At 70.9% G+C, this 22279-nt stretch carries 19 protein-coding genes, 1 tRNA gene and 1 other RNA gene; 8 read left to right on the top strand and 13 right to left on the bottom strand.

All coding sequences use genetic code 11. The features are described from left to right. Nucleotides 1–6: 6 nt before the first annotated feature. Genes ACSJD1_RS04855 through trxA form a run of 4 tightly spaced genes read right to left on the bottom strand, consistent with a single transcriptional unit; the run spans nucleotide 7 to nucleotide 2211 of the window. The gene (locus ACSJD1_RS04855) at nucleotides 7–615 is read right to left on the bottom strand and encodes a hypothetical protein (protein WP_438854184.1); all 609 of its coding nucleotides are present in this window, start codon (nucleotides 613–615) and stop codon (nucleotides 7–9) included. Further along, nucleotides 615–1517, bottom strand: coding sequence for an endonuclease/exonuclease/phosphatase family protein (locus ACSJD1_RS04850; RefSeq protein WP_438854183.1), 903 nt, complete (start codon nucleotides 1515–1517; stop codon nucleotides 615–617). The genes ACSJD1_RS04855 and ACSJD1_RS04850 overlap by 1 nt, the downstream gene beginning before the upstream one ends. 41 nt (nucleotides 1518–1558) lie before the next feature. Continuing rightward, nucleotides 1559–1834: a YgaP family membrane protein gene (locus tag ACSJD1_RS04845; protein WP_438854182.1), complete on the bottom strand. Its 276-nt coding sequence runs from the start codon at nucleotides 1832–1834 to the stop codon at nucleotides 1559–1561. Continuing rightward, nucleotides 1831–2211, bottom strand: coding sequence for a thioredoxin (gene trxA / locus ACSJD1_RS04840; RefSeq protein WP_438854181.1), 381 nt, complete (start codon nucleotides 2209–2211; stop codon nucleotides 1831–1833). Before trxA ends, ACSJD1_RS04845 begins: the two co-directional genes overlap by 4 nt. Before the next feature lie 44 nt (nucleotides 2212–2255). Here trxA and ACSJD1_RS04835 point away from each other — a divergent pair, with 44 nt between their 5' ends. After that, a complete protein-coding gene (locus ACSJD1_RS04835; RefSeq protein WP_438854180.1) occupies nucleotides 2256–2681 on the top strand; it encodes a rhodanese-like domain-containing protein in 426 nt (141 codons plus the stop codon). Nucleotides 2682–2751: 70 nt separating this feature from the next. Here the strand turns inward: ACSJD1_RS04835 and ACSJD1_RS04830 are convergent, their stop codons facing one another. Continuing rightward, nucleotides 2752–3603: an aminoglycoside phosphotransferase family protein gene (locus ACSJD1_RS04830; RefSeq protein ID WP_438854179.1), complete on the bottom strand. Its 852-nt coding sequence runs from the start codon at nucleotides 3601–3603 to the stop codon at nucleotides 2752–2754. 49 nt (nucleotides 3604–3652) lie between these two features. Here ACSJD1_RS04830 and ACSJD1_RS04825 point away from each other — a divergent pair, with 49 nt between their 5' ends. Then, nucleotides 3653–5497, top strand: a complete 1845-nt coding sequence (locus ACSJD1_RS04825) for a helicase HerA-like domain-containing protein (RefSeq protein ID WP_438854178.1) — start codon at nucleotides 3653–3655, stop codon at nucleotides 5495–5497. Further along, the gene (locus ACSJD1_RS04820) at nucleotides 5494–6150 is read left to right on the top strand and encodes a GNAT family N-acetyltransferase (protein WP_438854177.1); all 657 of its coding nucleotides are present in this window, start codon (nucleotides 5494–5496) and stop codon (nucleotides 6148–6150) included. Before ACSJD1_RS04825 ends, ACSJD1_RS04820 begins: the two co-directional genes overlap by 4 nt. 30 nt (nucleotides 6151–6180) lie before the next feature. Here ACSJD1_RS04820 and ACSJD1_RS04815 read toward each other — a convergent pair whose 3' ends face one another. The 7 genes from ACSJD1_RS04815 to ACSJD1_RS04785 all read right to left on the bottom strand — a co-directional run bounded on the left by ACSJD1_RS04815 (nucleotide 6181) and on the right by ACSJD1_RS04785 (nucleotide 11125). After that, entirely contained in the window at nucleotides 6181–6657 is a 477-nt protein-coding gene (locus ACSJD1_RS04815) for a hypothetical protein (protein ID WP_438854176.1), read from the bottom strand. 222 nt (nucleotides 6658–6879) lie between these two features. Further along, the gene (locus ACSJD1_RS04810) at nucleotides 6880–7461 is read right to left on the bottom strand and encodes a hypothetical protein (RefSeq protein ID WP_438854175.1); all 582 of its coding nucleotides are present in this window, start codon (nucleotides 7459–7461) and stop codon (nucleotides 6880–6882) included. Between the two features lie 154 nt (nucleotides 7462–7615). Beyond that, a tRNA-Ser gene (locus ACSJD1_RS04805) sits at nucleotides 7616–7700 on the bottom strand. After that, nucleotides 7698–7794, bottom strand: an RNA gene (gene ffs / locus ACSJD1_RS04800) — signal recognition particle sRNA small type. Before ffs ends, ACSJD1_RS04805 begins: the two co-directional genes overlap by 3 nt. A 6-nt stretch (nucleotides 7795–7800) precedes the next feature. Beyond that, the gene (locus ACSJD1_RS04795) at nucleotides 7801–8763 is read right to left on the bottom strand and encodes an NAD-dependent epimerase/dehydratase family protein (RefSeq protein WP_438854174.1); all 963 of its coding nucleotides are present in this window, start codon (nucleotides 8761–8763) and stop codon (nucleotides 7801–7803) included. Further along, on the bottom strand, nucleotides 8760–9731 hold the full coding sequence (locus ACSJD1_RS04790) for a bile acid:sodium symporter family protein (protein ID WP_438854173.1): 972 nt from the start codon (nucleotides 9729–9731) through the stop codon (nucleotides 8760–8762). Before ACSJD1_RS04790 ends, ACSJD1_RS04795 begins: the two co-directional genes overlap by 4 nt. Continuing rightward, entirely contained in the window at nucleotides 9728–11125 is a 1398-nt protein-coding gene (locus ACSJD1_RS04785) for a flavin-containing monooxygenase (RefSeq protein WP_438854172.1), read from the bottom strand. Before ACSJD1_RS04785 ends, ACSJD1_RS04790 begins: the two co-directional genes overlap by 4 nt. 150 nt (nucleotides 11126–11275) lie before the next feature. Between ACSJD1_RS04785 and pta the strand changes: the two genes are divergently transcribed. The 4 genes from pta to ACSJD1_RS04765 are packed head-to-tail and all read left to right on the top strand — an operon-like array spanning nucleotide 11276 to nucleotide 16581. Further along, on the top strand, nucleotides 11276–13408 hold the full coding sequence (gene pta, locus ACSJD1_RS04780; protein WP_438854171.1) for a phosphate acetyltransferase: 2133 nt from the start codon (nucleotides 11276–11278) through the stop codon (nucleotides 13406–13408). After that, nucleotides 13405–14610 (top strand): acetate/propionate family kinase, encoded by a 1206-nt coding sequence (locus ACSJD1_RS04775; protein WP_438854170.1) that lies wholly within the window; start codon nucleotides 13405–13407, stop codon nucleotides 14608–14610. The genes pta and ACSJD1_RS04775 overlap by 4 nt, the downstream gene beginning before the upstream one ends. 52 nt (nucleotides 14611–14662) lie before the next feature. Beyond that, nucleotides 14663–15241: an ArsR/SmtB family transcription factor gene (locus ACSJD1_RS04770; protein WP_438854169.1), complete on the top strand. Its 579-nt coding sequence runs from the start codon at nucleotides 14663–14665 to the stop codon at nucleotides 15239–15241. Further along, entirely contained in the window at nucleotides 15238–16581 is a 1344-nt protein-coding gene (locus ACSJD1_RS04765; RefSeq protein ID WP_438854168.1) for an MFS transporter, read from the top strand. The genes ACSJD1_RS04770 and ACSJD1_RS04765 overlap by 4 nt, the downstream gene beginning before the upstream one ends. Before the next feature lie 79 nt (nucleotides 16582–16660). Here the strand turns inward: ACSJD1_RS04765 and ACSJD1_RS04760 are convergent, their stop codons facing one another. Further along, complete coding sequence (locus ACSJD1_RS04760; protein WP_438854167.1) at nucleotides 16661–17035, bottom strand: TraR/DksA family transcriptional regulator; 375 nt, start codon at nucleotides 17033–17035, stop codon at nucleotides 16661–16663. A gap of 490 nt (nucleotides 17036–17525) precedes the next feature. On the opposite strand from ACSJD1_RS04760, the gene ACSJD1_RS04755 reads away from it, so the two are divergent. Beyond that, the coding region (locus ACSJD1_RS04755) for a carboxypeptidase regulatory-like domain-containing protein (protein ID WP_438854166.1) at nucleotides 17526–22279 on the top strand (4754 nt) is incomplete at its 3' end.

Here is a 22279-nt window from a genome sequence, read left to right as displayed (position 1 = left end):
GCCGGCCTACCGTCGCGCCCGATCGGCCGTCGCCCGCTCGGGCTTCGGCGCGAGCACCGGCAGTGCGAGGCCGCCGACCGCGGAGCCCAGCCCGCCCCACACGAGGTCGCCGATCGTGTCGCGATAGTCGACGTAGATGGCGTCGTCGATGAAGTTCTTGCCGAACCACTCGAAGACCTCCCAGATGACCGCGAGTCCGAGCCCGAACGCGGTCGTGACGAGCACCGCGGCGAGCACGGGGCTGGGCAGTCGCTGCGGGTCGGCGATGAGGCGGAGGCGCACGAACAGGAGCACCGCGATCACGGCCGCCAGCCCGTTCATGAGGAAGTGCATCGGGATGTCCCACCAGCGGACGGCCACGTAGAGATCGGTCACGCTGCTCCACACGGAGACGAGTGCGATGAGGCCGAACGAGAGGTCGAGCGCGGGGCGCACGTGCAGCAGGCGTGGCAGCACCATGGCCGCGGACACGAACGCGAGGCTGACGAGCCCGAGCGGACCCCATCCGATGCCCGCGATGGGGATGCAGACCAGCGCGACGAGACGCAGCACGTCGGCGGCGATCTCGCCCGGGCCCTCGGCCCGCTTCGTGAGTCCGCTCCAGATGCTCCGCATCAGGCCTCCCTCTCCCGGCGGTCGCCCGCCGCCTCGTCGTGGGATCGCGTCGCCGCGCCGCTCGTCCGGTGCCGCAGCACCGCCTGCACGGGTTCGTGGTCGGATGCGGCGCGCCCCTCGAACCTGGTCGCGTTGATGCCGGCGTGCGTCACCTCCGCGGCGCCGCCGACGAGGATCAGGTCGATCCGGCGTCCGCCGCGCTTGCGGGGGCCGTAGTTCGAGAAGGTGCCCCACTCGGGCGTCAGGCGTTCGGAGGTCGCATCCCAGGCGTCGCGCAGGACCCCGTCCCCGGTGAGGCGGCGGTGCACGGCGGACCGCTCGTCGGCGTTGAAGTCACCCGTGACGACGATCGCCGATCCGGGGTCCTCGAGGTGCGCGGTGTGCGCGAGACCGGCGATCATGAGCGCCGACTGCAGCCGCGAGCGACGCGAGAAGTGGTCGAGGTGCGTGTTGAGGACGTGCAGGCGCCCGCCGGTCTCCCGGTCGGTGAAGTCGACGGAGACCACGACGCGGCGGGTGAGGTTGCCCCACGACCGGGAGCCGTGCTCGTCGGGCGTCGCGGAGAGCGCCAGCTGCCGCCAGTCGGTGAGCTCGAGTCGCTCGTCGTCGTAGTACACGGGGCAGGCCTCGCCGTGGCCGCCCGGGTCGCGTCCGGTGCCCACCCAGCGGTGGTTCGCCCCGAGGGCGTGCCCGACGACCTCGACCTGCTCGTCGAGCGCCTCCTGCACGCCCAGGACGGTGGGCCGCTCAGCCGCGAGGAGGCGCCGCAGGAGCGGCTTGCGCGTCGCCCAGCGGTCGGGGCTGCCCGGGCGGTTGCGCGGCATCCGTCGTCGGATGTTGAACGACATGACGTGCAGGTCGGGGGCCTCGACCGGGCCGATGAGCGGCTGGTCCGTCATCATGCGCTCAGCGTACGCCCGGGCCGGGGCGGGTGACGGGCCGTTCAGCCCAGCAGTTCGCGCCGCGCCTCGGGGTAGCCGAGCAGGTTGGGTTCGGTCGCGTCGGCGGAGCGCGAGAGCAGGTCGGTCGGGCACCATCCGGTGATCGCGCCGATCGCGAGGAAGGTCGAGCAGATCCCCGCGGGGATCGCGCACCAGGGGTTGTCGAGGTTGGAGAGCGCGAACGCACCGAGGAACACCGCGATCACGCCGCGGAGCGCACGTTCGCCGCGGCCCACCGCGCACGAGCGCGCGGCGAGCGAGCGGGCCAGGCGGCTCACGCCTGCGCGGCGGCGGCGGCCTGCTGCTCGGCGAGCTGGCGACGCACGTCGTCCATGTCGAGCCCCTTGGTGCCCTCGATGACCTGCTCGAGCTGGGCGCCGTTCAGCGCACCCGGCTGGGCGAAGACGATGATGCCCTCGCGGAAGACGACGAGCGTGGGGATCGAGGTGATGCGGAAGCCGGCGGCGAGCGCCTGCTCGGCTTCGGTGTCGACCTTGCCGAAGACGACGTCGGCGTGCTTCTCGGACGCCGACTCGAAGATCGGGGCGAACATGCGGCAGGGGCCGCACCATTCCGCCCAGAAGTCGAGGAGCACGATGTCGTTGTCCTTGATGGTCGACTCGATCGTGTCGTGGGTGATGTTCACGGAAGCCATGCCCCGATTCTAGCATGAGATACCCCTGGGGTATTATTCAAGGCATGCAGACCACGATCATCCGCCCCTCGACCACCGCGTCGACCCGTTCAGAGCTGCCCGCGCGTCGCGCCCGCGGCATCCGCACCGCACTCGTCGCGGCCGTCGGCGCCGCGGCGCTCGCCCTCACCGGGTGCGCCTCGACCGAGCCCATCGAGCTCGGCGCCGACACCGTCGTCGTCGACGTGCGCACGCCTGCCGAGTACGCCGCCGGCCACCTCGACGGCGCCGTCAACCTCGACCTCACCTCGGGTCAGCTCGCCGCCGAGATCCCAGCGCTCGACGCCGAGGGGGAGTACGTCGTCTACTGCAAGTCGGGCAACCGCTCCGCCCAGGCCACCGCGCTCATGGAGGGCGCGGGCCTCGACGTGACCGATGCCGGCTCGATGCAGCAGGCTGCGGATGCCACGGGGCTGCCGATCGTGCAGTGAGCCGTGCCCGGCGGGGCGAGGCCGGGCAGGGCCGGGCAGGGCCGCGTCGCCGCGCCGGGCGTGGTCGTCGTCAGACCGCCAGCCCGGCCGCGACCTCCCCGATCCGGGCCGCCGACGCCGCGCGCTGCGGGCGGCCGTCGAGTTCGAACCACGTCGACGACAGCGCGCTCCACGCGACGAGCCAGTCGCGGAGTCGCTTCGGCGCGAAGCCCGTCGCGTCGAAGACGACCGCGAACTGACGGGCCAGCCGGCCCGGGACCAGTGCGCGCTCGTGCGACGGGTTGCAGAGCAGGTTGCACACGTCGAACTCCGCGTCGCCGAGGAGCGCCTTCGGATCGATGGCGAGCCAGCCGCGCTCGCCGAAGTCGAGCACGTTGCCGTGGTGCAGGTCGCCGTGCAGGAGGACCGGCTCGCGATCCTCGTCGAGGAGTCGCCGGGCGAGGTCGGCGCCCGCGCGGTGCAACGGCTCCAACCGGTCGGCGTGGGCGAATAGCTGGCCGAACCAGGTCTCCAGCGGAACGAGGGGCGGGGGGTCGGGGAGCGCGAGGACGCGGTCCGTCTCGCCGTGGAGTCGCTCGGCGACCGCGCACAGGATGCGGGTCGCGGCGTCGTCCTCGCCATCGCGCACCATCGAGACGAGGTCGCGCGGGCCCATCGCCCGTTCGATGAGCAGCGCGCGGTGGTCGTGCCGGATGACCCGGACGGCGCCGTGCCCGTCGAGCGCGACGAGGAGCGCCGACCCGCGCGCCTCCTCGGTCTCGTGCGCGATCTTGAGGACAGCGGCGACGTCGTCCTCGGTGCGCACGGGGATCAGGCGGCTCGACGCGGTGGTCGACGGTTCGCCGTCGGGACGGAGCCGCCAGCGGCGGAGCCACGCCGCCTCGTCGGCTCTCCCGGGATCGACGGGACCGAGATCGCTCACCAGCCCAGTATCCCGACGCGGAGGTGCCCGCGCCGTTAGGATCGGGCCCATGTCGGACGACGCGGTGAAGCGGGCACAGGAGGCGGCGGAGGCGGCGGCGGCAGCGGCGGCGGCCCTGCAGGAGCAGGCGGCAGAGGCGATCCGCAAGGCCGAGGAGGCCGCGGCCCTCGCGAAGGCGGCGGCCGCGGCGGCGACGGATGCCGCGACCACGACCGTCACGACGGATGCCGCTTCCACTCCCGAGGCATCCGCCCCGCCCGCGATCGCCGGCCCCCTCGCCGCCGACGAGGTCGACCGCATCCGAGCCGGCTACGCCTTCGAAGGGGCGGCGCTCGAGATGGGTGCACTCGTGAACGGCGAGGCGATGCCCGACGTGCCGGTGCGCATCCCGCTCGCGATGACGAACCGACACGGCCTGGTCGCGGGCGCGACCGGCACGGGGAAGACCCGCACGCTCCAGGTGCTCGCCGAGCAGCTCGCGGCCGCCGGCGTCGCGGTGTTCGCGGCCGACATCAAGGGCGACCTGTCGGGCGTCGCGACACCGGGCACGGCCAGCGAGAAGCTGCTGAAGCGCACCGACGGCATCGGGCAGGCCTGGGAGGCGGCGAGCTTCCCGACCGAGTTCTTCTCCCTCGGCGGCGTCGGCCGGGGCGTGCCGATCCGCGCGACGATCTCGGGCTTCGGCCCGCTGCTGCTCAGCAAGGTGCTCGGATTGAACGGGACCCAGGAGTCGAGCCTCGGCCTGGTCTTCCACTACGCGAACGCGAACGGGTTGGCACTGCTCGACCTCGACGACCTGCGCGCGGTGCTCGCCTACCTCGTGAGCGACGAGGGCAAGGGCGAGCTCGAAGGGCTCGGTGGCCTGTCGAAGGCGACGGTCGGCGTCATCCTGCGCGAGCTCATCGCGTTCGCCGACCAGGGCGCCGACGTGTTCTTCGGCGAGCCCGAGATCGACACGGCCGAGTTCCTCCGCACGAGCCCCGACGGCCGCGGCGTGATCAGCCTGCTCGAAGTGCCGGGCGTCGCCGACAAGCCGGCGCTCTACTCGACGTTCCTGATGTGGCTCCTCGCCGACCTGTACGGCGCCCTGCCAGAGGTCGGCGACCTCGACCGGCCCAAGCTGGTGTTCTTCTTCGACGAGGCGCACCTGCTCTTCCGCGACGCGTCGAAGGACTTCCTCGCGCAGGTCGTGCAGACCGTGCGGCTCATCCGGTCCAAGGGCGTCGGGGTGTTCTTCGTCACGCAGACCCCGAAGGACGTGCCCGGCGACGTGCTCGCACAGCTCGGCTCGCGCGTGCAGCACCAGCTGCGCGCATTCACGCCCGACGACGCGAAGGCGCTGCGCGCCACCGTCTCGACGTACCCGAACTCGGGCTACGACCTCGAGGAGACGCTCACCGTGCTCGGCACCGGCGAGGCGATCGTGACGGTCATGAACGAGAAGGGCGCTCCGAGCCCCGTGGCCTGGACCCGGCTGCGTGCGCCGCAGGCGTCGATGTCGCCGAGCGACGGCGCCGCGATCGAGGCCGCGGTGGCGGCATCCCCCCTCACCGCGAAGTACGGCACGGCGATCGACCGCGAATCCGCGCACGAACTGCTGACCAGGCGGATGGCGGATGCCGCGGCGGCGGCGGACGCGGCCGACGCCGCCGAGGCGAAGGCGAAGGCCGACGCCGAGTACGCCGAGATGCAGGCGAGGATCGAGGCCGACCAGGCGAAGGCCGAGAAGAAGGCGCAGGCCGAGTACGACCGGCTCATCAAGCAGACCTCGTCGCGCTCTCGCTCGCGGACCCCCCAGCGGTCGCCGCTCGAGGAGGTCCTCGGCTCGAAGTCCACGCAGAAGGTGATCACGCAGGTGCTCACGGGCCTCTTCGGCATGGCGAAGCGGAAGTGAGCCCGGCCGAGGGCGCCGCGGTGGAGCGGGCCGCGGGTGAGCCGATCATCCGCCCGTACCGCGACGCGGACCGGTCCGCGGTGGCCCGCGTGTGCCTGAAGACGGCCGCCGCCGGCGGCGATGCCACCGGCATCTACTCGGACGACGCGCTCATGCCGGAGGTCTACGCCCTGCCTTACGTCGACTACGCGCCCGACCTCGCCTTCGTCGTCGAGCTCGACGGGCGCGTCGCCGGGTACGTGCTCGGCATCGCGGACACCGCCGACTTCATCGACTGGTACGCGAGCGAATGGGCGCCGGGTTTCCGTGACCGGCACCCGGTCGTGGGCCCGCCGACCGCGCATCGACCGGCGTATTCCGAGGCGCAGCTCATCGCCGACGGGGGCGACCCCGAGCGGATGCGGATCCCCGAACTCGAGGCGTACCCCGCGCACCTGCACATCGACCTGATGTCCGAACTGCAGGGTCGAGGTCTCGGCCGCCGTCTCATCGACACCCTCCGAGCGGCGCTGGCGGAGCGGGGCGTTCCGGCGCTGCACCTCGGGATCGACGCGGCGAACGTCGGTGCTCGGGCGTTCTACGAACGTCTCGGCTTCCACGAGTTGACGTCGAGTCGACCCGACGCGCCCCGATTCGGCATCACGACGGCGTGAGGCAGGATGTCGCCCCGGACTCGGCGGCGGTCAGCGGCGGAGTCCGCGTCCTTCGAACCAGTAGAGCAGGTGCGGGTCCGACGCCCTGAGCTCGGTCAGTGTCACCGGCTCGGTGCGCACGGTCTCCTCGAGCTGGAGGACGTCGGCGATCGTGTCGAGGGACCGATCGTCCCAGAAGGCCCCGCGCATGCGGAAGAGGCAGGCGCCGTCGGCGTCGACGACGAATAGCTGCCGGACGGTCTCGAGCGAGTCGCCCCGGTAGGTCTCGATGCGGAGCACTCCGGCCATGTCGCGACGGGCGACGCTGTGGATGCGACCCAGGAACCCGCGCTCGACGATGCCGTGCGGGCTGACCACGACCTCGGTGCGCTGGTAGCTGACGTAGGCGGCGACGCCGAGCGCCGCCAGCACGACGACGACCACCGCAGTGAGTCCCACCGCGGTGCTTCCGAGCGGGGAGACGAGCCAGGCGACGGTCAGGATGACGGGCACCAGAAGGGCGACCACCGGGAGCCCCACGGCCCTGGTCAAGGAGCGACGGGGTCTCAGGGTGAGCACCCTGAGACCCCCGCCCCCTGCCTGGCCGATGCGGGATTCCCCTGCGTCCCCGTATCCCGTTCTCATCGTTGCCACTGACATCGGGACCATGATGTTCCGTCGACGGCGATGCCGCCATTCGGCATTAAGGGGGACTTGCGCAGGCCGGGATGGTCGTGCTCGCGTCCTCGCTCAGGACACGGCCGGGAGTACGGCGGCGCAGAAGTCGTCCGTTCGACCGGTCGAGCCCTTCACGACGCCGAGGAACTCGAGGAACTCGTCGTCGGAGGGGTCGGAGATGTCATCGCCGTAGTCGATCAGCACCTCGTACCGCACTTGGCCGGGATTGCGTGCGATGGCCTTGCCCGACTCGTCCAAGACGTTGGCGCTTCCGGTTGCGAGCACGAGGATCGTCATCGTCCCGTCACCGTTGTCGGTGATCGCGAGATCCTTGTCGACCGTCTTGCTCAGCTCCGTGACCGTCCCTCCCGGTCCCGTGTAGGTGCCGGTGAGCTCGGTGTTGGCGTGGAAGTACGGGGCCGTCCCCGGCTTGCGCGAATTGAAGAGGATGCGGACCTCGCGAATGAACTCGATCTCCACCGTGATTCCCGCACCGCAGAAGTCGTCGTCGGTGAACGACTCCTCCTCGGTGAACCTGACGTTCTCGAGCGGCCGCGCCATCGCGGTGGGTGCGGCGATGACGGATGCCGCGAGCGCGGCAGCAGCGGCGGCGGCGATCATGCCGCGACGTTGGTGCTGGATGGATGCAGACACGGATTCCCCTTCGTGAGGCGTGCGACGCAGGTCGTGCGTCGTTGCGCGACGGAGTCCGGGCTGTGCGCATCATCCCGCGTTCGTGTGCGGGCGGCGACGCCCGTTCGGGGACGAAACGGCAGAACCCCCGGTGCAGGACCGGGGGTTCGCGTCGCGGAGGATGGGGGATTCGAACCCCCGAGGGCTTTCACCCAACACGCTTTCCAAGCGTGCGCCATAGGCCACTAGGCGAATCCTCCTGGGACCCCTCACGCACCCGCCAGAGCCCGGTTACCCTTGCTGCGTTTCCGCCCTGGGGGAGTTGGCCTGGATGGCGCCACGTGAGGAGCCTCGGACAGTCTACCCGAGCGAACGCGTGCGTCGAACCGCGAGGTACTCCTCGAACGCCTCGCGGCTCGTCCGCTCGGGCGAGTAGCCGAGCACGTGCTTGAGGCGGGTGTTGTCGAGCACCGGGCGGAAGCGGAGGAAGCCCACCCGCTCGGGCCCGTGCACGGTGAGCCGCAGTGCGTGGGCAACGCGCAGCATCGCCGTGAGGGCCCGCGCCGAGACGGTCACGGTCGGCTTGCCGAGCGCGTCCGCGATCTCGGTCACCGTGACTCGCCCGTCGCCGGCGACGTTGAAGGCGCCGGTGACCTCGCCGGTCGCACCGCGGACGATGGCGCCGACCACGTCGTCGACCCACACGAACACGAACGGGCTCTCCGAGCCCGCGATGCGGAGGATCCGCTTGGCCTCCCACAGCGCCGTGATCTGGTTCGCGACGGTCGGGCCGAGGATGGTGCCGATGCGGAGCACGACCTGGCCGAGCTCCGGGTGCCGCGTGCGGTACTCGGCGAGCATCTCCTCGACGAGTCGCTTGTGCCGCGAGTAGCTGAACTCCTGGTTGCCGCGGAGCGGTGCGTCCTCGGTGAGCCACTCGGGATTGTCGGCGTGGTAGCCGTACGCGGCGCCGGAGGACGACACCACGATCCGGCGGACGCCCGCGGCGACGGCGGCGTCGAGCACGTTGCGCGTGCCCTCGACGTCGACGCGGTACTCGACCTCCTCGCTGAGTCCGCCGGGATTCACGATCGCGGCCAGGTGCACGATCGTGTCGATCGCGTGTCGTTCGACGACGGCGGCGACGGACGCGGCGTCCGTCACGTCGCACGGCTCGACGACGACGCCGTCCGGCACCGGGGCCGCGGGCGGGCGCACGTCGCCCGAGACGACGAGCTCGACGTCCGGGTCCCAGGCCAGTGCGCTGACCGCGTTCGAGCCGAGGAACCCGCTGCCGCCGGTGACGAGGATGCGCCGGGTCACGACGACGCCCCGGGCTCGTCGACCGTCTGGCTCGGGCTGTCCGACTCGGATGCCGCGGCGGCCGCGGCATCCGCCCGCCTGGTGCGCCGCGCCCACAGCGTCGCGAGCGCGAGCCCGGCGATGATGTCCCAGATGCCCCACCAGCCGGCGACGATCGCCATGCCGCCGATTCCGCCGAAGAACGAGAACACGAGGCCGAGCCCGAGCCCGGCGTTGCGGATGCCGACCTCGAAGGTGATCGCCTTGCGGTCGCGCACGCCGAGCCCGCCGATGCGGGCGCTCGCGTAGCCGAGGCCGAGGGCGATGGCGTCGTGAAGGAACACCGCGAGGAGGACCACGCCGATGTAGGCCATGAAGATCGCCCAGTTGCCGACGAGCGCGGCGACGATGAAGCCGACCAGGGCGAGCAGGCTGATCCAGCGCGCGTAGGGCTGCACCCGGGCCGCGAAGCGCGGCCAGAGCGCGCGGATGGCGAGGCCTGCGATGAAGGGCAGCCCGATGATGAGGAAGATGTCGAGCAGCATCTGCCAGCCGTCGAGGCTGACGGCCCGCACGAGCTCCGACGCCTTCGGGTGGATTCCGCCCCAGAACGCGATGCTGAGGGGCAGCACGAAGATGTAGACCACGTTCGCGACCGCGGTCATCGACACCGAGAGCGCCACGTTGCCGCGGGCGCGGTAGGTGAGGACCTGCGAGATGTTGCCGGGCGGGCATGCGGCGACGAGCAGCATGCCGAGCGCGACGGACGCCTGCACGTCTAGGAGCAGCGTGAGCCCGAACGTGACCGCGGGCAGCAGGACGACCTGCGCGAGGAGCGCGATGAGCATCGCCTTCGGCGCGCGTGCGACGGCACGGAAGTCGGCGGGCGAGGTGTCGAGCGCGATGCCGAACATGATGAAGCCGAGCACCACGTTCAGCGCGATCATCGAGCCGGGCGCGAAGTTCAGGACGACGTCGTCGATGTTCATGCGCGGGTGCCCGCCTTCGGAGTGCCGGTCGCGGTGTTCGGGACGGGTGCCGCCGGGGCGGGCGAGGCCGCAGCGCCGACGGATGCCGCGGGCCGGCTCAGCGTCCGCAGCATCCGCTTCACCGTGCGCCGGTAGGCGTCCTTGTTGACGTAGTACGACATGCGGTCGAGGCCGAGGTAGCGGTACCCGCCCGTGAGGTCGGGCCACGGCTTCGCCGCGGCGTCGCGGAAGCGGCTCGCGGCGTCCGGCTCGTCGCGCTGGGCTGCGAGGTAGGCGGCGATGAGCTCGGCCTGCTCGTAGCGCCCCTGCCAGCCGATACCGGACGCCTCGATCATTCCGAGCACGAAGAGGCCGTTGAAGCTCGGCGGGAAGACGTTGAGGTACAGCTCGGGTGCCGCAGCCGTCCAGTTGAGGTGGGTGCGGTCCACGAACGGGTAGTCCAGCCGGTAGCCGGTCGCGAGGACGACGAGGTCGTACTCGCCGGCGCTGCCGTCGGCGAAGCGCACCGACCCGCCGTCGAAGCGGTCGATGTCGGCGACGACTCGGAGGTCGCCCTGGCCGAGGTGGTTCAGGATCAGGGTGTTGACGATCGGATGCGACTCGTAGATCCGGTAGTCGGGCTTCGGGAAGCCGAACCGCACGGGGTCGCCCGTGAACGCGCGAAGCACCCGCGTGTCGACGAACTGCTTGATGCGCGCCGGAAGCGGCCGTCCCTGGTTGAGGGTGTCGCTCGGGCGGCCGAACAGGTAGCGGGGCACGAAGTAGTAGCCGCGGCGCACCGAGAGGTCGACGGATGCCGCGTGGTGCACGGCGTCGACGGCGATGTCGCAGCCCGAGTTGCCCGCGCCGATGATGAGGACGCGCTTGCCCTCGAACACCTTCGGCGACTTGTAGGCGCTCGTGTGGATGAGCTCGCCCGCGAACTCGCCGCGGAAGCCCGGCACGTTGGGCTCCGCGAGCGTGCCGTTGGCGAGGACGACGGCCGAGTGCTCGGTCGTGGTGCTGGCGCCGTCCGCGTCGACGGCGGTCACGCGCCATCCGCTCGCCCCGGTCGCATCGCCGTCGATCGGCTCGACCGCGGTGACCCGCGTGTCGAAGCGGAAGTGCTCGCGCAGGCCGTACGCGTCGGCGTAGTCGCGGAAGTAGCGGTGCAGCTCGCGGTGGCCGGGGTAGTCGGCCGTCGAGTCCATCGGGAACTCGGCGAACTCGGTCGTGGTCCGCGACGAGATGAGGTGCGCGGACTCGTACATCGTCGACCGGGGGTTGTCGATGTTCCAGAGGCCGCCCACGTCGGGGCCGGCCTCGAAGCCGATGAAGGGGATGCCGGCGCGACTGAGCGCGCGGGCGCCGGCGAGACCGGATGGGCCCGCTCCGATGAGGGCGATGGGGTTCACGGGTTGATTCCTGGTGCGTGGGCGTCGTCGGGGGTCGACGCGGTCGGGTCCGAACAGCATAAGCGAACGGTGCTCGGCTTCCGGACCGCGACGTCCGGAACGGCCTCCGCGAGCCTGCGCCGCCCTGATCCGCCTCGGTAGGCTGGCCGGGTGGCGCACAGCATCTACATCTGCTCCGCCGAGGGGAACACCGGCAAGTCGACGGTCGCCCTCGGAACGCTGGACACGCTGAGCCGACGGGCGACCAGGGTGGGGGTGTTCCGGCCCATCGCCAGGTCCACCGACGAGCGCGACTACGTGCTCGACCTGCTCCTCGCGCACGACGGCGTCATCGACCTCGGCTACGACGAGGCGATCGGCGTCACCTACGAGGACGTCCACGGCGACCCCGAGGCCGCGCTCGCGACGATCGTCCGCCGGTTCAAGGCCGTCGAGGCGCGGTGCGACGTGGTCGTCGTGATCGGTTCCGACTACACGGATGTCGGCAGCCCCACCGAGCTCGCCTTCAATGCCCGCATCGCGGCGAACCTCGGGGCGCCGGTCCTCCTCGTGGTCGGCGGGCGCGTGACGCAGGGGCGGGGCGCGAGCGAGCGGCTCGGGTACACGGACGCGAGGACGCCCGACGAGCTCGCGCAGCTGACCGAGCTCGCGGTCGAGGAACTCGTGCGCGAGCACGCGACGCTCCTCGGCGTCGTCGCGAACCGCGCCGACCCCGACCGGCTCGACGACGTCGTCGAGGCGGTGCGATCGGCCTCGGGCGCGGCCGGCGGTCCGGAGGCATCCGTCTCGGTCTGGGCGATCCCCGAGGACCAGTACCTCGTCGCGCCCTCGATGCGCTCGGTCATGCGCGCGGTCGGCGGCGAGCTCTACGCCGGCGATCCCGAACTGCTCGAGCGCGAGGCGCTCGGAGTGGTCGTCGCGGCGATGTCGATGGAGAACGTGCTCGCCTGGCTCACCGAGGGCGCCGTCGTCGTGGTGCCGGGCGACCGCAGCGAGGTACTGCTGGGGGTGCTGACGGCTCATTCGTCGGCCACGTTCCCGTCGATCGCGGGCATCGTGCTGAACGGCGGGTTCCCCGTCTCCGAGACGGTCGAGCGCCTGATCGAGGGCCTGAAGTCGGGCCTGCCGATCATCCGGACCCAGCTCAGCAGCTACGACACCGCGCTCGCGATCACGCAGACCCGCGGCAAGCTCGCCGCCGAATCCCAGCGCAAGCGCGACACGGCCCTCGCCCTCTTCGAGAAGCACGTCGACGGCGTCGAGCTGCTCGACCGGCTCGACGTGGCACGAACCGACGTGGTCACGCCGCTCATGTTCGAGTACGGCCTGCTCGCCCGCGCGCGCGACGCGCGCAAGCACATCGTGCTGCCCGAGGGATACGACGACCGCATCCTCCGCGCCGCGGCGACGCTGCTCTCGCGCGACGTCGCCGAGCTCACGATCCTCGGCGAGGAGATCGAGATCCGCTCGCGCGCGATCGGCCTCGGCCTCGACATCTCGCGGGCCACCGTGCTCTCGAACCACGACCACGTGCTGGTGTACCGGTTCGCCGACGAGTACCAGCGGCGTCGCGCGCACAAGGGCGTCACGCTCGAGCAGGCCCGCGACACCGTGCAGGACGTCTCGTACTTCGGCACCATGATGGTCGAGCTCGGCCTCGCCGACGGCATGGTCTCCGGGGCGATGCACACGACGGCACACACCATCCGCCCGGCCTTCGAGATCATCAAGACCAAGCCGGGCGTGCAGGTCGTCTCGAGCGTGTTCCTCATGGCGCTCGCCGACCGCGTGCTCGTCTACGGCGACTGCGCGGTCGTGCCCGATCCGACCGCCGAGCAGTTGGCCGACATCGCGATCTCGTCGGCGCAGACCGCGGCGCAGTTCGGCATCGAGCCACGCGTCGCGATGCTGTCGTACTCGACCGGCGAGTCCGGCTCCGGGGCGGATGTCGACAAGGTGCGACGCGCGACCGAGCTGGTGCGCGAGCGCGCCCCCGAGCTGCCGGTCGAGGGCCCGATCCAGTACGACGCGGCCGCCGATGCCGCGGTGGCGCGCACGAAGCTGCCGGGATCGTCGGTCGCCGGTCGCGCGACGGTGTTCGTCTTCCCCGACCTGAACACGGGCAACAACACCTACAAGGCCGTGCAGCGCTCGGCGGGCGCGGTCGCGATCGGTCCGGTGCTGCAGGGCCTCAGGAAGCCCGTCAACGACCTCTCGCGCGGCGCGCTCGTGCAGGACATCGTGAACACCGTCGCGATCACGGCGATCCAGGCGGCGTCGTGAGCTCGGCGGATGACGCAGACGTCGTCCTCGTCGTCAACTCCGGGTCGTCGTCGCTGAAGTACCAGCTCGTCGACGTGGCGGCGGGCGAGCGGCTCGCCTCGGGCCTGGTCGAGCGCATCGGCGCGGGCGCGGGGCGCGCCACCCACACGGATGCCTCCGGGCGGACCTTCCGCGAGGAGGTCTCGGTCGCCGACCACCACGCGGCGTTCGCGTGGATGCTCCGGGCGTTCGCCGAGCACGGGCCGTCGCTCGACGAGCACGCGCCCGTGGCCGTGGGCCATCGCGTGGTGCAGGGCGGCGCCAGGTTCTTCGAGCCGACGGTTATCACCGAGCTCGTGAAGATCAACATCGACGAGCTGTCGCTGCTCGCGCCGCTGCACAACCCCGCGAACCTCGCCGGCATCGTCGCCGCCGAGCGCGCGTTCCCGTCGGTGCCGCACGTGGCGGTGTTCGACACCGCCTTCCACCAGACGATGCCTCCAGAGGCGTACCTCTACGCGATCGATCGCGACGTGGCGGAGAAGCATCGCATCCGGCGGTACGGCTTCCACGGCACCTCGCACCGATACGTCTCCCGTGCCACGGCAGCGTTCCTCGGCCGGCCGGTCGAGGAGCTGAAGCTCATCGTGCTGCACCTCGGCAACGGCGCGTCGGCGTGCGCCGTCGACGGCGGGCGGTCAGTCGAGACGAGCATGGGGATGACCCCGCTCGAGGGCCTCGCGATGGGCACGCGGTCGGGCGACCTCGATCCGGCCGTCGTATTGCACCTGCAGCGACGGGCGGGGTTCCGCGTCGACGAGGTCGACGACCTCCTGAACAAGCGCAGCGGCATGCTCGGGCTCGGCGGGCACGGCGACATGCGCGACCTCACCGAGGCCGCGGCATCCGGTGACGAGCGGGCGCGGATCGCGCTCGAGGTGTACGCCCACCGCGTCCGCTCGTACGTGGGCGCGTACGCGGCGCAGTTGGGTCGCGTCGACGCGATCGTGTTCACGGCGGGGGTTGGGGAGAACGCGGCCGTCGTACGTGCGATGTCGCTCGCCGGGCTCGACGGGTTCGGCGTCGAGGTGGATGCCGAACGGAATGCCGTGCGGTCGGGTGAGGCGCGCCGCATCTCGACCGATGACTCGCGGACCGCGGTGCTCGTGGTGCCCACGAACGAGGAGCTCGAGATCGCGAGGCAGACGCTCGCAGCCCTCTGAGAACTCTGCAAGAAGTGTTGTGCAAGGAATCTTGTGGAGTTAGCATGGCCGCGTGAGCGAACACGGGAAGTCCATCGACCTGCGCGATGCCGGGGCCATGCGCGCCATGGCGCACCCGCTGCGGCTGCGCATCCTCGGCCTGCTGCGCATGCAGGGGCCGCATTCGGTCGGCATGCTCGCCGCGGCGACCGGCACGGCATCGGGGTCGATCAGCTACCACCTGTCGACGCTCGCCAAGTACGGATTCGTCGAGCCCGCCCCCGAGCACGAGCGCGACGGGCGCGAGCGCTGGTGGCGCGCGGCGCACGAGATGACGAGCCTGGATGCCGAGAGCTACCTCGACGACCCCGACCGTCGCGAGGCGGCCGAGGCGATGCGCCGCACCGTCATCGACTCGTACCACCGCGAACTGCTCGCCGCGCTCGATGCCGAGCTCGATCTCGAACCCGAGTGGATCGCGGCATCCGACTCGAGCGATGGCGGCGCCCAGCTCACCCTCGACGAGTTCCGCGAACTCACATCCGACCTCGCGGCTGTGCGCGAGAAGTGGTGGGCCGTCGGTCGGGAGCCGCGCCCCGGCACCCGTGCGGTGCGCTGGATCACGCACACTTTCCCGCGGAGCGAGCGATGAGCGCGGAGGCCGACCTGCGGCTCGACGAGCCGACGACGCCGGAGGGCGGGTCCGCGAGCGCGGCGGCCGCGCCGCGTCCGGACCGACTGCAGCTGCCGCGCCGCCGATCGCCGATCATCGCGAACCTCACGGCCGCGTTGTTCTCGCGCGGCGGCAACGCGATCGCCCTCGTCGCGCTGCCGATCATCGCCCTCCAGCAGACCGGCTCGCCGCTCGCCGCCGGCGTGGTCGGGGTGTTCGCGACTGTGCCGCTCGTCATCGGCGGGGCGCTCGGCGGTGTCCTCGTCGACCGCTTCGGCTACCGTGCGTCGAGCATCGTCGCCGATCTCGCGAGTGCGGTGACGGTGTTCGCGATCCCGATGCTCCACGCGACCGTCGGCCTGCCCTTCGGAGCGCTGCTCGCCCTCGTGTTCCTCGGCGGTCTCCTCGACCCGCCCGGCGACACCGCGAAGACCTCGCTGACGCCCGACCTGGCCGCGCTCGCGCACTGGCCCATCGAGCGCGCCGCGGGTGCGCAGTCCGCGGTCGAGCGGAGCGCGATGATGCTCGGTGCGGCCACCGCGGGCGGCCTCGTCGCGCTGCTCGGACCCATGCCGGCGCTCCTGGTCGACGCCGGCGGCTTCGTCGTCTCGGCACTGCTCGTCGCGTGCTTCATCCCGCGTCGCGTCGCACGACCGTCCACCGGGCCGGACGCGGGTGCTGCGCAGTCTCCGGACGGGGCCGCGTCGGCCGGGCGCGGCGGCTTCGTCGAGGGGCTCCGCTTCGTGGCATCCTCGCCGCTGCTGCGCTCGATCGTGCTGCTCGTCACCCTCACGAATGCGATCGACGCGGCGGGCCTGACGGTGCTGAAGCCGCTCTATGCGACCGAGGTGCTGGGCGACCCGGCCCAGCTCGGCTTCATGGTCGGCTGCTTCGCGGGCGGCGCCCTCATCGGCTCGGTCGTCTTCGGGGCGGTCGGGCACCGCTTCTCGGGGCGGCTCGTGTTCGCCGCCTGCTTCACCGTGGCCGGCACCGTGCCGTACCTGACCATGGCGCTCGGCGCTCCGGCAACGGTGCTGCTGCCTGTGCTCGCGCTCTCGGGGCTCGCCGCCGGAGCGATCAACCCCATGATCTCGACGGCGATGTACGGGCTGATCCCCGACGGCATGCGGGCCCGCGTCTTCGGCGTCACGACGGCCGGCGTCACCGCCACGATGCCGCTCGGCGCCTTCCTCGGCGGCCTCGCCGCCGAACAGCTCGGCCTGGTGCCGACCGTCGCGGCGTGCGCTGTGATCTACCTGGTCCTTGCGTCATCGCCGCTGTACCTGACGTCGTTCCGAGGTCTGCGGTCGGTCGGCTGAGGCTCGGGCCCCCTCCGGGCGCGGCGGTGGCGGATGCCGCGGCCGTGCCGTCATCGACGGACCGACCCCGCCTCTCCGGTCAGCGCACGAGCCTCGCGCAGTCGATGCAGAGCGTCGCGGTCGGGCGCGCCTCGAGGCGGGCGACGGTGATCTTGTTGCCGCAGCGCTCGCAGACGCCGTAGGTGCCCTCGTCGATGCGCGCGAGCGCACGGTCGACGTCGGTCAGCTCGTGCTCGACGTCGTGGAGGACGGCGGTGCGCTGCGACCACTCCTGGCTCATCGTCGGGCCGTCGGGGTCGTGCTCGTCGTCGACCGACGTGTCGGATCTCGCCGCGCGGACCGCGGTGATCCCCTCGCTCTGCTCGGCGAGCCGTTCCTCGGCCTCGCGCTGTTCCGCCAGCAGGAGTTCTCGGAACCGCTCGAGTTGCGCGGCTGTGCTGACCCCCGTCGTCACGTGACCACCTCCGTCGTCGTGCACCGGGGCGAGCGGATGCCTCGTCCGCGCCGATGCGGTCCACCGATCCTATGCCCGCCCGCCGACATCGCGGCCGGGTCGAACGGCCCGTTCGCGGGCGAAGCATTCCACATCGGCTCCCGGTAAGCGCTCCCCCAGAACGGGTGTATGTGAGGCTGATCTCCGCTTCGATAGCCTGCACGAGCGGCCTCGACTCGGGGCCGCTGACGCGTGCAAGGGAGACAGCATGGTGGATCGGCGCGGTATCGGTTCGACGGACCGGAAGGCGGCGCGCCCACCACGTAGGGTCGTCCGCTCCGCGCTCGCTCTCCTCGTCACAGCGGCGCTGACCATCAGTGTTGCGCCCGTCGCGTTCGCGGATTCGCGGACCGGAGCGGCCGGTCGCGACGCCGCAACGTCGGCAACGAGATCGGCAGCTGACGCGGAGCCGACCTTCGACCTGACGGGTGTGCAGATCGGAACGATGCCCGTGGCTCGAACCGACGCCGCCGCTGCAGCACCCGCGACGGTGACGCTCTCCGGGACGATCGTCGACCTGAGCGGCGAACCCGTGTCGGGGGTCGAGGTGCACGCGGGCTACACGTACCACGAGCTGCCGATCGCCACCGCCGTGACGGCGGCCGACGGGACGTTCACGATGCCGGTGACCACGGAGTGGAAGTTCCCGTTCCAGGTCGGTGATGCCGACGCCCTCGGGCTGGTCGGCGGATTCCTGGCGGTCGATGGGACCCTCATCGACGGGTACGAGACCATGCGTCGGTTCGAAGCCGTCCCGGGCTACGTGGAGCTCGGAGACATCCAGCTCAGGCAAGGACATCAAGTCGGCGGCACGATCACGGTCGCGGGGCTGCCCGCTGGCGCGACGACCGAAGCGCGACTGCTGCTCTCCCCTGGTGGCGCTGACTACACCTACCGTGAGGAGTTCATCCGGATCGGCAACGGAGCGAACCCTTGGTCGATCGTTCTGCCGGACGGCGAATTCGGAGTCCGGTTGAGCGCCTCGTCTCATGCGATCCTGACGTATCCCACGAGGGGGGCGGAATCGGTGGTCGTCTCCGGCGCGTCCGTTCCCGACGTCGACTTCACTGTGGACCTGTCGGGACGCTCGGTCGCGGGCTCCGTCGTGGACGCCGATGGTTCGCCGGTCGGCGGCGCCCATGTCAGCCTCGCCCCCGAGGATTCCAACGGGCAGTACCACTGGACGACCACCGCGGATGACGGCGCCTACGTCCTCGGGAGCGTGAAATCGGGGAGCTACCGACTCGCCTTCTCGTTCGAGAATGGCCCCGCGAGTTACTGGGATGGCGCGACCTCGTACGAGGACGCCGACCTGATCGTCGTGGTCGAATCGACTCCGAGCCTCGCCGGCTACGACGCCGTGGTGTATCGAGGAGCCAGCGTGGCGGGCACATCGACCGATCCCGACGGCACACCGCGAAGCGGAGACGTCGTGAGGGCGTATCGCGACGGCGTCGAGCAGCGGATGGCCTACGTCGGTTACGACGGGACCTTCACGTTCACCGGACTGCCCGCGGGCGACTACACCTTTTCCATGGAGCAGGGTGGCTGGGGCGGACTCCTCCAGTACTTCGACGGCGTGATCACGGCCGAGCAGGCCACCGTTGTGCCGCTCACCGAGGGCGAGGCCGTCGATGGCATCGACTTCGTATCCCGGGAGGGCGCCTCGATCGCGGGAACCGTCGAGCTGAGCGACGGCACGCCGATCGCGGGTGCGGTCGTCCGGGCCTTCGCGGCGAACGACCAGGACTCGCCGATCGCCGAAGCGACGACGGATGCGGCGGGCACCTACGAGATCGACGAATTGAACGCCAACAACTACGCGCTCGCGGTTTCGGGCGGGACGCCCCTTGTCGCGTCGAGGTGGTTCGGCGGATCGGGGGTGCGTTCGGATGCGTCGGCAATCAGTCTCGGTGCCGATGAGTCCGCCACGGCGGCCTTCGAGGTCGACCTCGGGGCGACGATCCGGGGCACGGTGATCCTGCCTGAAGGTGAGACCTTCGTATCGCTCAGCGCATGGGAGGCGATGGGTTCCGCAGACTCCACCTGGATCGGAGTCTCGAGCGAGGAACCCGGCGGCCAGGTCGAATGGGCGCTGCCGGGACTGGCGGCAGGCACCTGGAGGGTCACCGCGAGCGCCGGAAACGCATGGATGGACACAGCGGACATTCCGCTTGAGGGCGGTGACGAGGTCGTCGACATCTCCATCGACCTGAGCGCACCGTCTCAGCTTGCGGGCGACGTCACCCTGAAGGGCGAACCCGACGCGACGCTCTCCGGCCGAGTCACGCTCCTCGATTCGGCGCAGGAGTGGGTCGCGGAAGACTGGATCGACTCTGGCCGCTACTCGTTCTCGAACGTCGCGCCCGGTACCTACGTCATGGTGGTGCAGGCGAAGGACTGGGACGGCGGCGCGACCCGAATCGCCCGGGCCGAGGTCGAGATCCCGTCCGACGGGTCTCCGCCCGTCGCCTTCGACGTCGAGGTCGAGCCCGGCATCCCGGTCGGTGGTCGGGTGTTCGATGCGGCGACCGGTTCGCCCATCTCCGGAGCTAATCTCAACTGGAACCGGGAGACGGGATTCGGTTCGCTCGGGTCGGACGGCTGGGGCTCTGGAACGACAACCGGGCAGTTCGAACTCACGGTCGACGACCCCGGCATCGTCGAACTGTCGGCTACCGCGGAGTACGAGGACTATCTCCAGACTGCAGTCGACGTCGATGTGCCCGAGTCGGGGGTCTCGGGACTCGAGATCGGGTTGACGAAGGGTGCGAGCGTCTCGGGTCGGATCGTCTCGGAGAACAACGGCGTTCCCCTGCCGAACGTCTCCGTGCACCTCACCGACGTCGGCGGCTCGTGGCGCTACTCCGGCTACACCGATTCCGACGGTCGATACACCGTGCACGGCGTGCTCACCGGCACCTATCGCGTCGAGCTCACGAACTACTCGGGCCTGTACGTCTCGGAGTGGTACGACGACCAGCCCTCCTTCGAGACCGCTGCGGAGATCTCGGTCGGAAGCGAACCACTGACCGGCGTCGACGCGGCCCTATCCCTCGGGTCGGTCATCACCGGCACGGTGACCGACCCCGACGGGGCTCCGATCCCGTGGGCCGAGGTCGGACTCGCAGTGCCGCCGACCCCGGTCGAGACGTTCATGGGCTTCGTTGCGGAGGTCTTCGGTGCGGAGCCCGCCGTCGGGCGCCTCCTCGACGTCGAGGTCTACACGGATGAGAACGGCGGGTTCCGCTTCCCCGCGGTGCCCGCCGGCGAGTACGCGATCTACATTCGAGAGGGCGCACATCGCACGACTTGGTACAACGGAAAGGCGACGCTCGACACCGCAGACCTCGTGTCGACCAGCACGGGCGGCGTGGCCACCGTTCAGATGACGGCGGAACCCCTGGCCGATGGCGAGTCCTCCCTCGCTCCCGAGCAGACCCTCACGACCGAGTTCGCGGTCACGCTGCACCCTGACGACACGTCAGCCGCCGACGGCGAGTGGGTTGAGCTCCGCGCGGCCGCCTCCGGCACGCCGGTGCCGACTATCGAGTGGGAACGACGTGCTCCCGGCGGGGAGTGGGAGTCCCTCGGCGTCGGCGACGTCTCGTACTGGTTCGCCGCGGAGTTCGCCCTCGACGGGTACCAGTACCGGGTGGTGTTCACGCATGACGGGGCCACGCTGATATCGGAGGCGGCCACGCTGACAGTCCGCGCGGCCCCGTCGGTCCCAGACGCGCCGGCCGCGCCGTCGGCCGACCAGATCACGAGCACCGGCGCGACGATCAGCTGGGTGCCCCCGGCCGACAACGGGGCCGCGATCAGTGGTTACACCGTCCGTCTCTTCGAGTCGGGTTCCGATGTACCGATTCGCACGCTGGAACTGGGAATCACCACGCAACAGGTGTTCGGCGGACTCGATCCGGAGTCGGAGTACGAGGTGGAGGTGAGCGCGCGCAACGCCGTCGGTTCTGGCGAGCACTCGGAGCGAACGTCGTTCTCGACTCCGGAGGCTCCGCCCGGCGTCCCGGATGCTCCGGCGGCGCCGACGGTCGACGACGTGATGATCGACGGCGCGACGATCGCGTGGGTGCCTCCGGCCGACAACCGTTCCGCGATTCTCGGCTACGCCGTGAGCGTGTACCTGGCCGGGTCCGAGACGATCGTCGAACGGCTCGACGTCGGGCCGCTGACCGAGGTGTCGGTCGATGGTCTGGATCCCGGAATCGACTACGAGGTCGCCGTGACGGCTCGGAACGCGATCGGGGAGGGAGACCCGTCAATCCGGACGGCGTTCACCACCCCGCCGTCAGTTCCAAGCGCTCCCGGCGCGCCTGTCGTGGACGAGGTCTCGAGCATCGATGCGAAGGTGACGTGGGGCGCGTCGGCGGACAACGGGTCCGTCCTCCTCGGATACACGGTCCGGCTCTTCGCGGCCGGCGCGGGCGAGCCCGTTCGAACGCTCGAGCTCGGCGTGGACATGAGCGTGACCGTCGGTGGTCTGGATCCTGAAACGGACTACGAGGTCGACGTGACTGCACGCAACGGCGTCGGCTCGAGTGCGGCTTCGCCACGGACATCGTTCACGTCGGCGGCTGCGCCGCCCCAGCCGACGGTACCTGCTGCTCCGACAGACGTCAGTGCAGCGCCGGGTGACCGTCAGGTCGCAGTGTCGTGGACTCCGCCTGCCGACGACGGCGGATCGGCGATCACGGGGTACACGGTGACCGCCTCGCCTGGGGGTGCGACTGTCGAAACCACGTCGGCCTCGACGAGCGCCACGGTCCTCGGCCTCTCGAACGGCACGTCGTACACGTTCGTGGTCAGTGCGAGGAATGTCGTCGGCGACTCGATGCCCTCCACCCCGAGCGCATCCGTGACTCCCAGCGCCGCCGTGGATCCCGTGGTCGAGCGGTTGTGGGGTGCGGACCGGTACTCGACGTCGGCGGAGATCTCGTCGAAGAACTTCAGTTCGGGTGTTCCGGTGGCGTACGTGGCCAGTGGTGCGGGTTTCGCCGACGCGCTTTCCGGGGCGCCCGTGGCGGGTATGAAGGACGCACCTGTGCTACTTGTCGGTTCCGGCATCTCGTCCGAGGTCGCGGCCGAGTTGACGCGGTTGAAGCCGGGCAAGATCGTCATCCTGGGTGGCGCCGGTGTGGTCTCGTCGTCGGTGGCAGCCCAGCTCGATGCGTACACGAGCGGGGC

The sequence above is a fragment of the Agromyces excoecariae genome, assembly GCF_051715505.1.
In the GTDB taxonomy this organism is placed as follows: domain Bacteria; phylum Actinomycetota; class Actinomycetes; order Actinomycetales; family Microbacteriaceae; genus Agromyces.
Note: the sequence above shows the minus strand (reverse complement) of the source record. Positions and strands in the feature narration are given on the sequence as shown.

Coding starts and splice junctions, on each gene's coding strand:
- ACSJD1_RS04825 (WP_438854178.1), top strand. CDS start 3,653: ATGTCGGACGACGCGGTGAAGCGGGCACAGGAGGCGGCGGAGGCGGCG.
- ACSJD1_RS04765 (WP_438854168.1), top strand. CDS start 15,238: ATGAGCGCGGAGGCCGACCTGCGGCTCGACGAGCCGACGACGCCGGAG.
- ACSJD1_RS04835 (WP_438854180.1), top strand. CDS start 2,256: ATGCAGACCACGATCATCCGCCCCTCGACCACCGCGTCGACCCGTTCA.
- ACSJD1_RS04850 (WP_438854183.1), bottom strand. CDS start 1,517: ATGATGACGGACCAGCCGCTCATCGGCCCGGTCGAGGCCCCCGACCTG.
- ACSJD1_RS04790 (WP_438854173.1), bottom strand. CDS start 9,731: ATGAACATCGACGACGTCGTCCTGAACTTCGCGCCCGGCTCGATGATC.
- trxA (WP_438854181.1), bottom strand. CDS start 2,211: ATGGCTTCCGTGAACATCACCCACGACACGATCGAGTCGACCATCAAG.
- ACSJD1_RS04855 (WP_438854184.1), bottom strand. CDS start 615: ATGCGGAGCATCTGGAGCGGACTCACGAAGCGGGCCGAGGGCCCGGGC.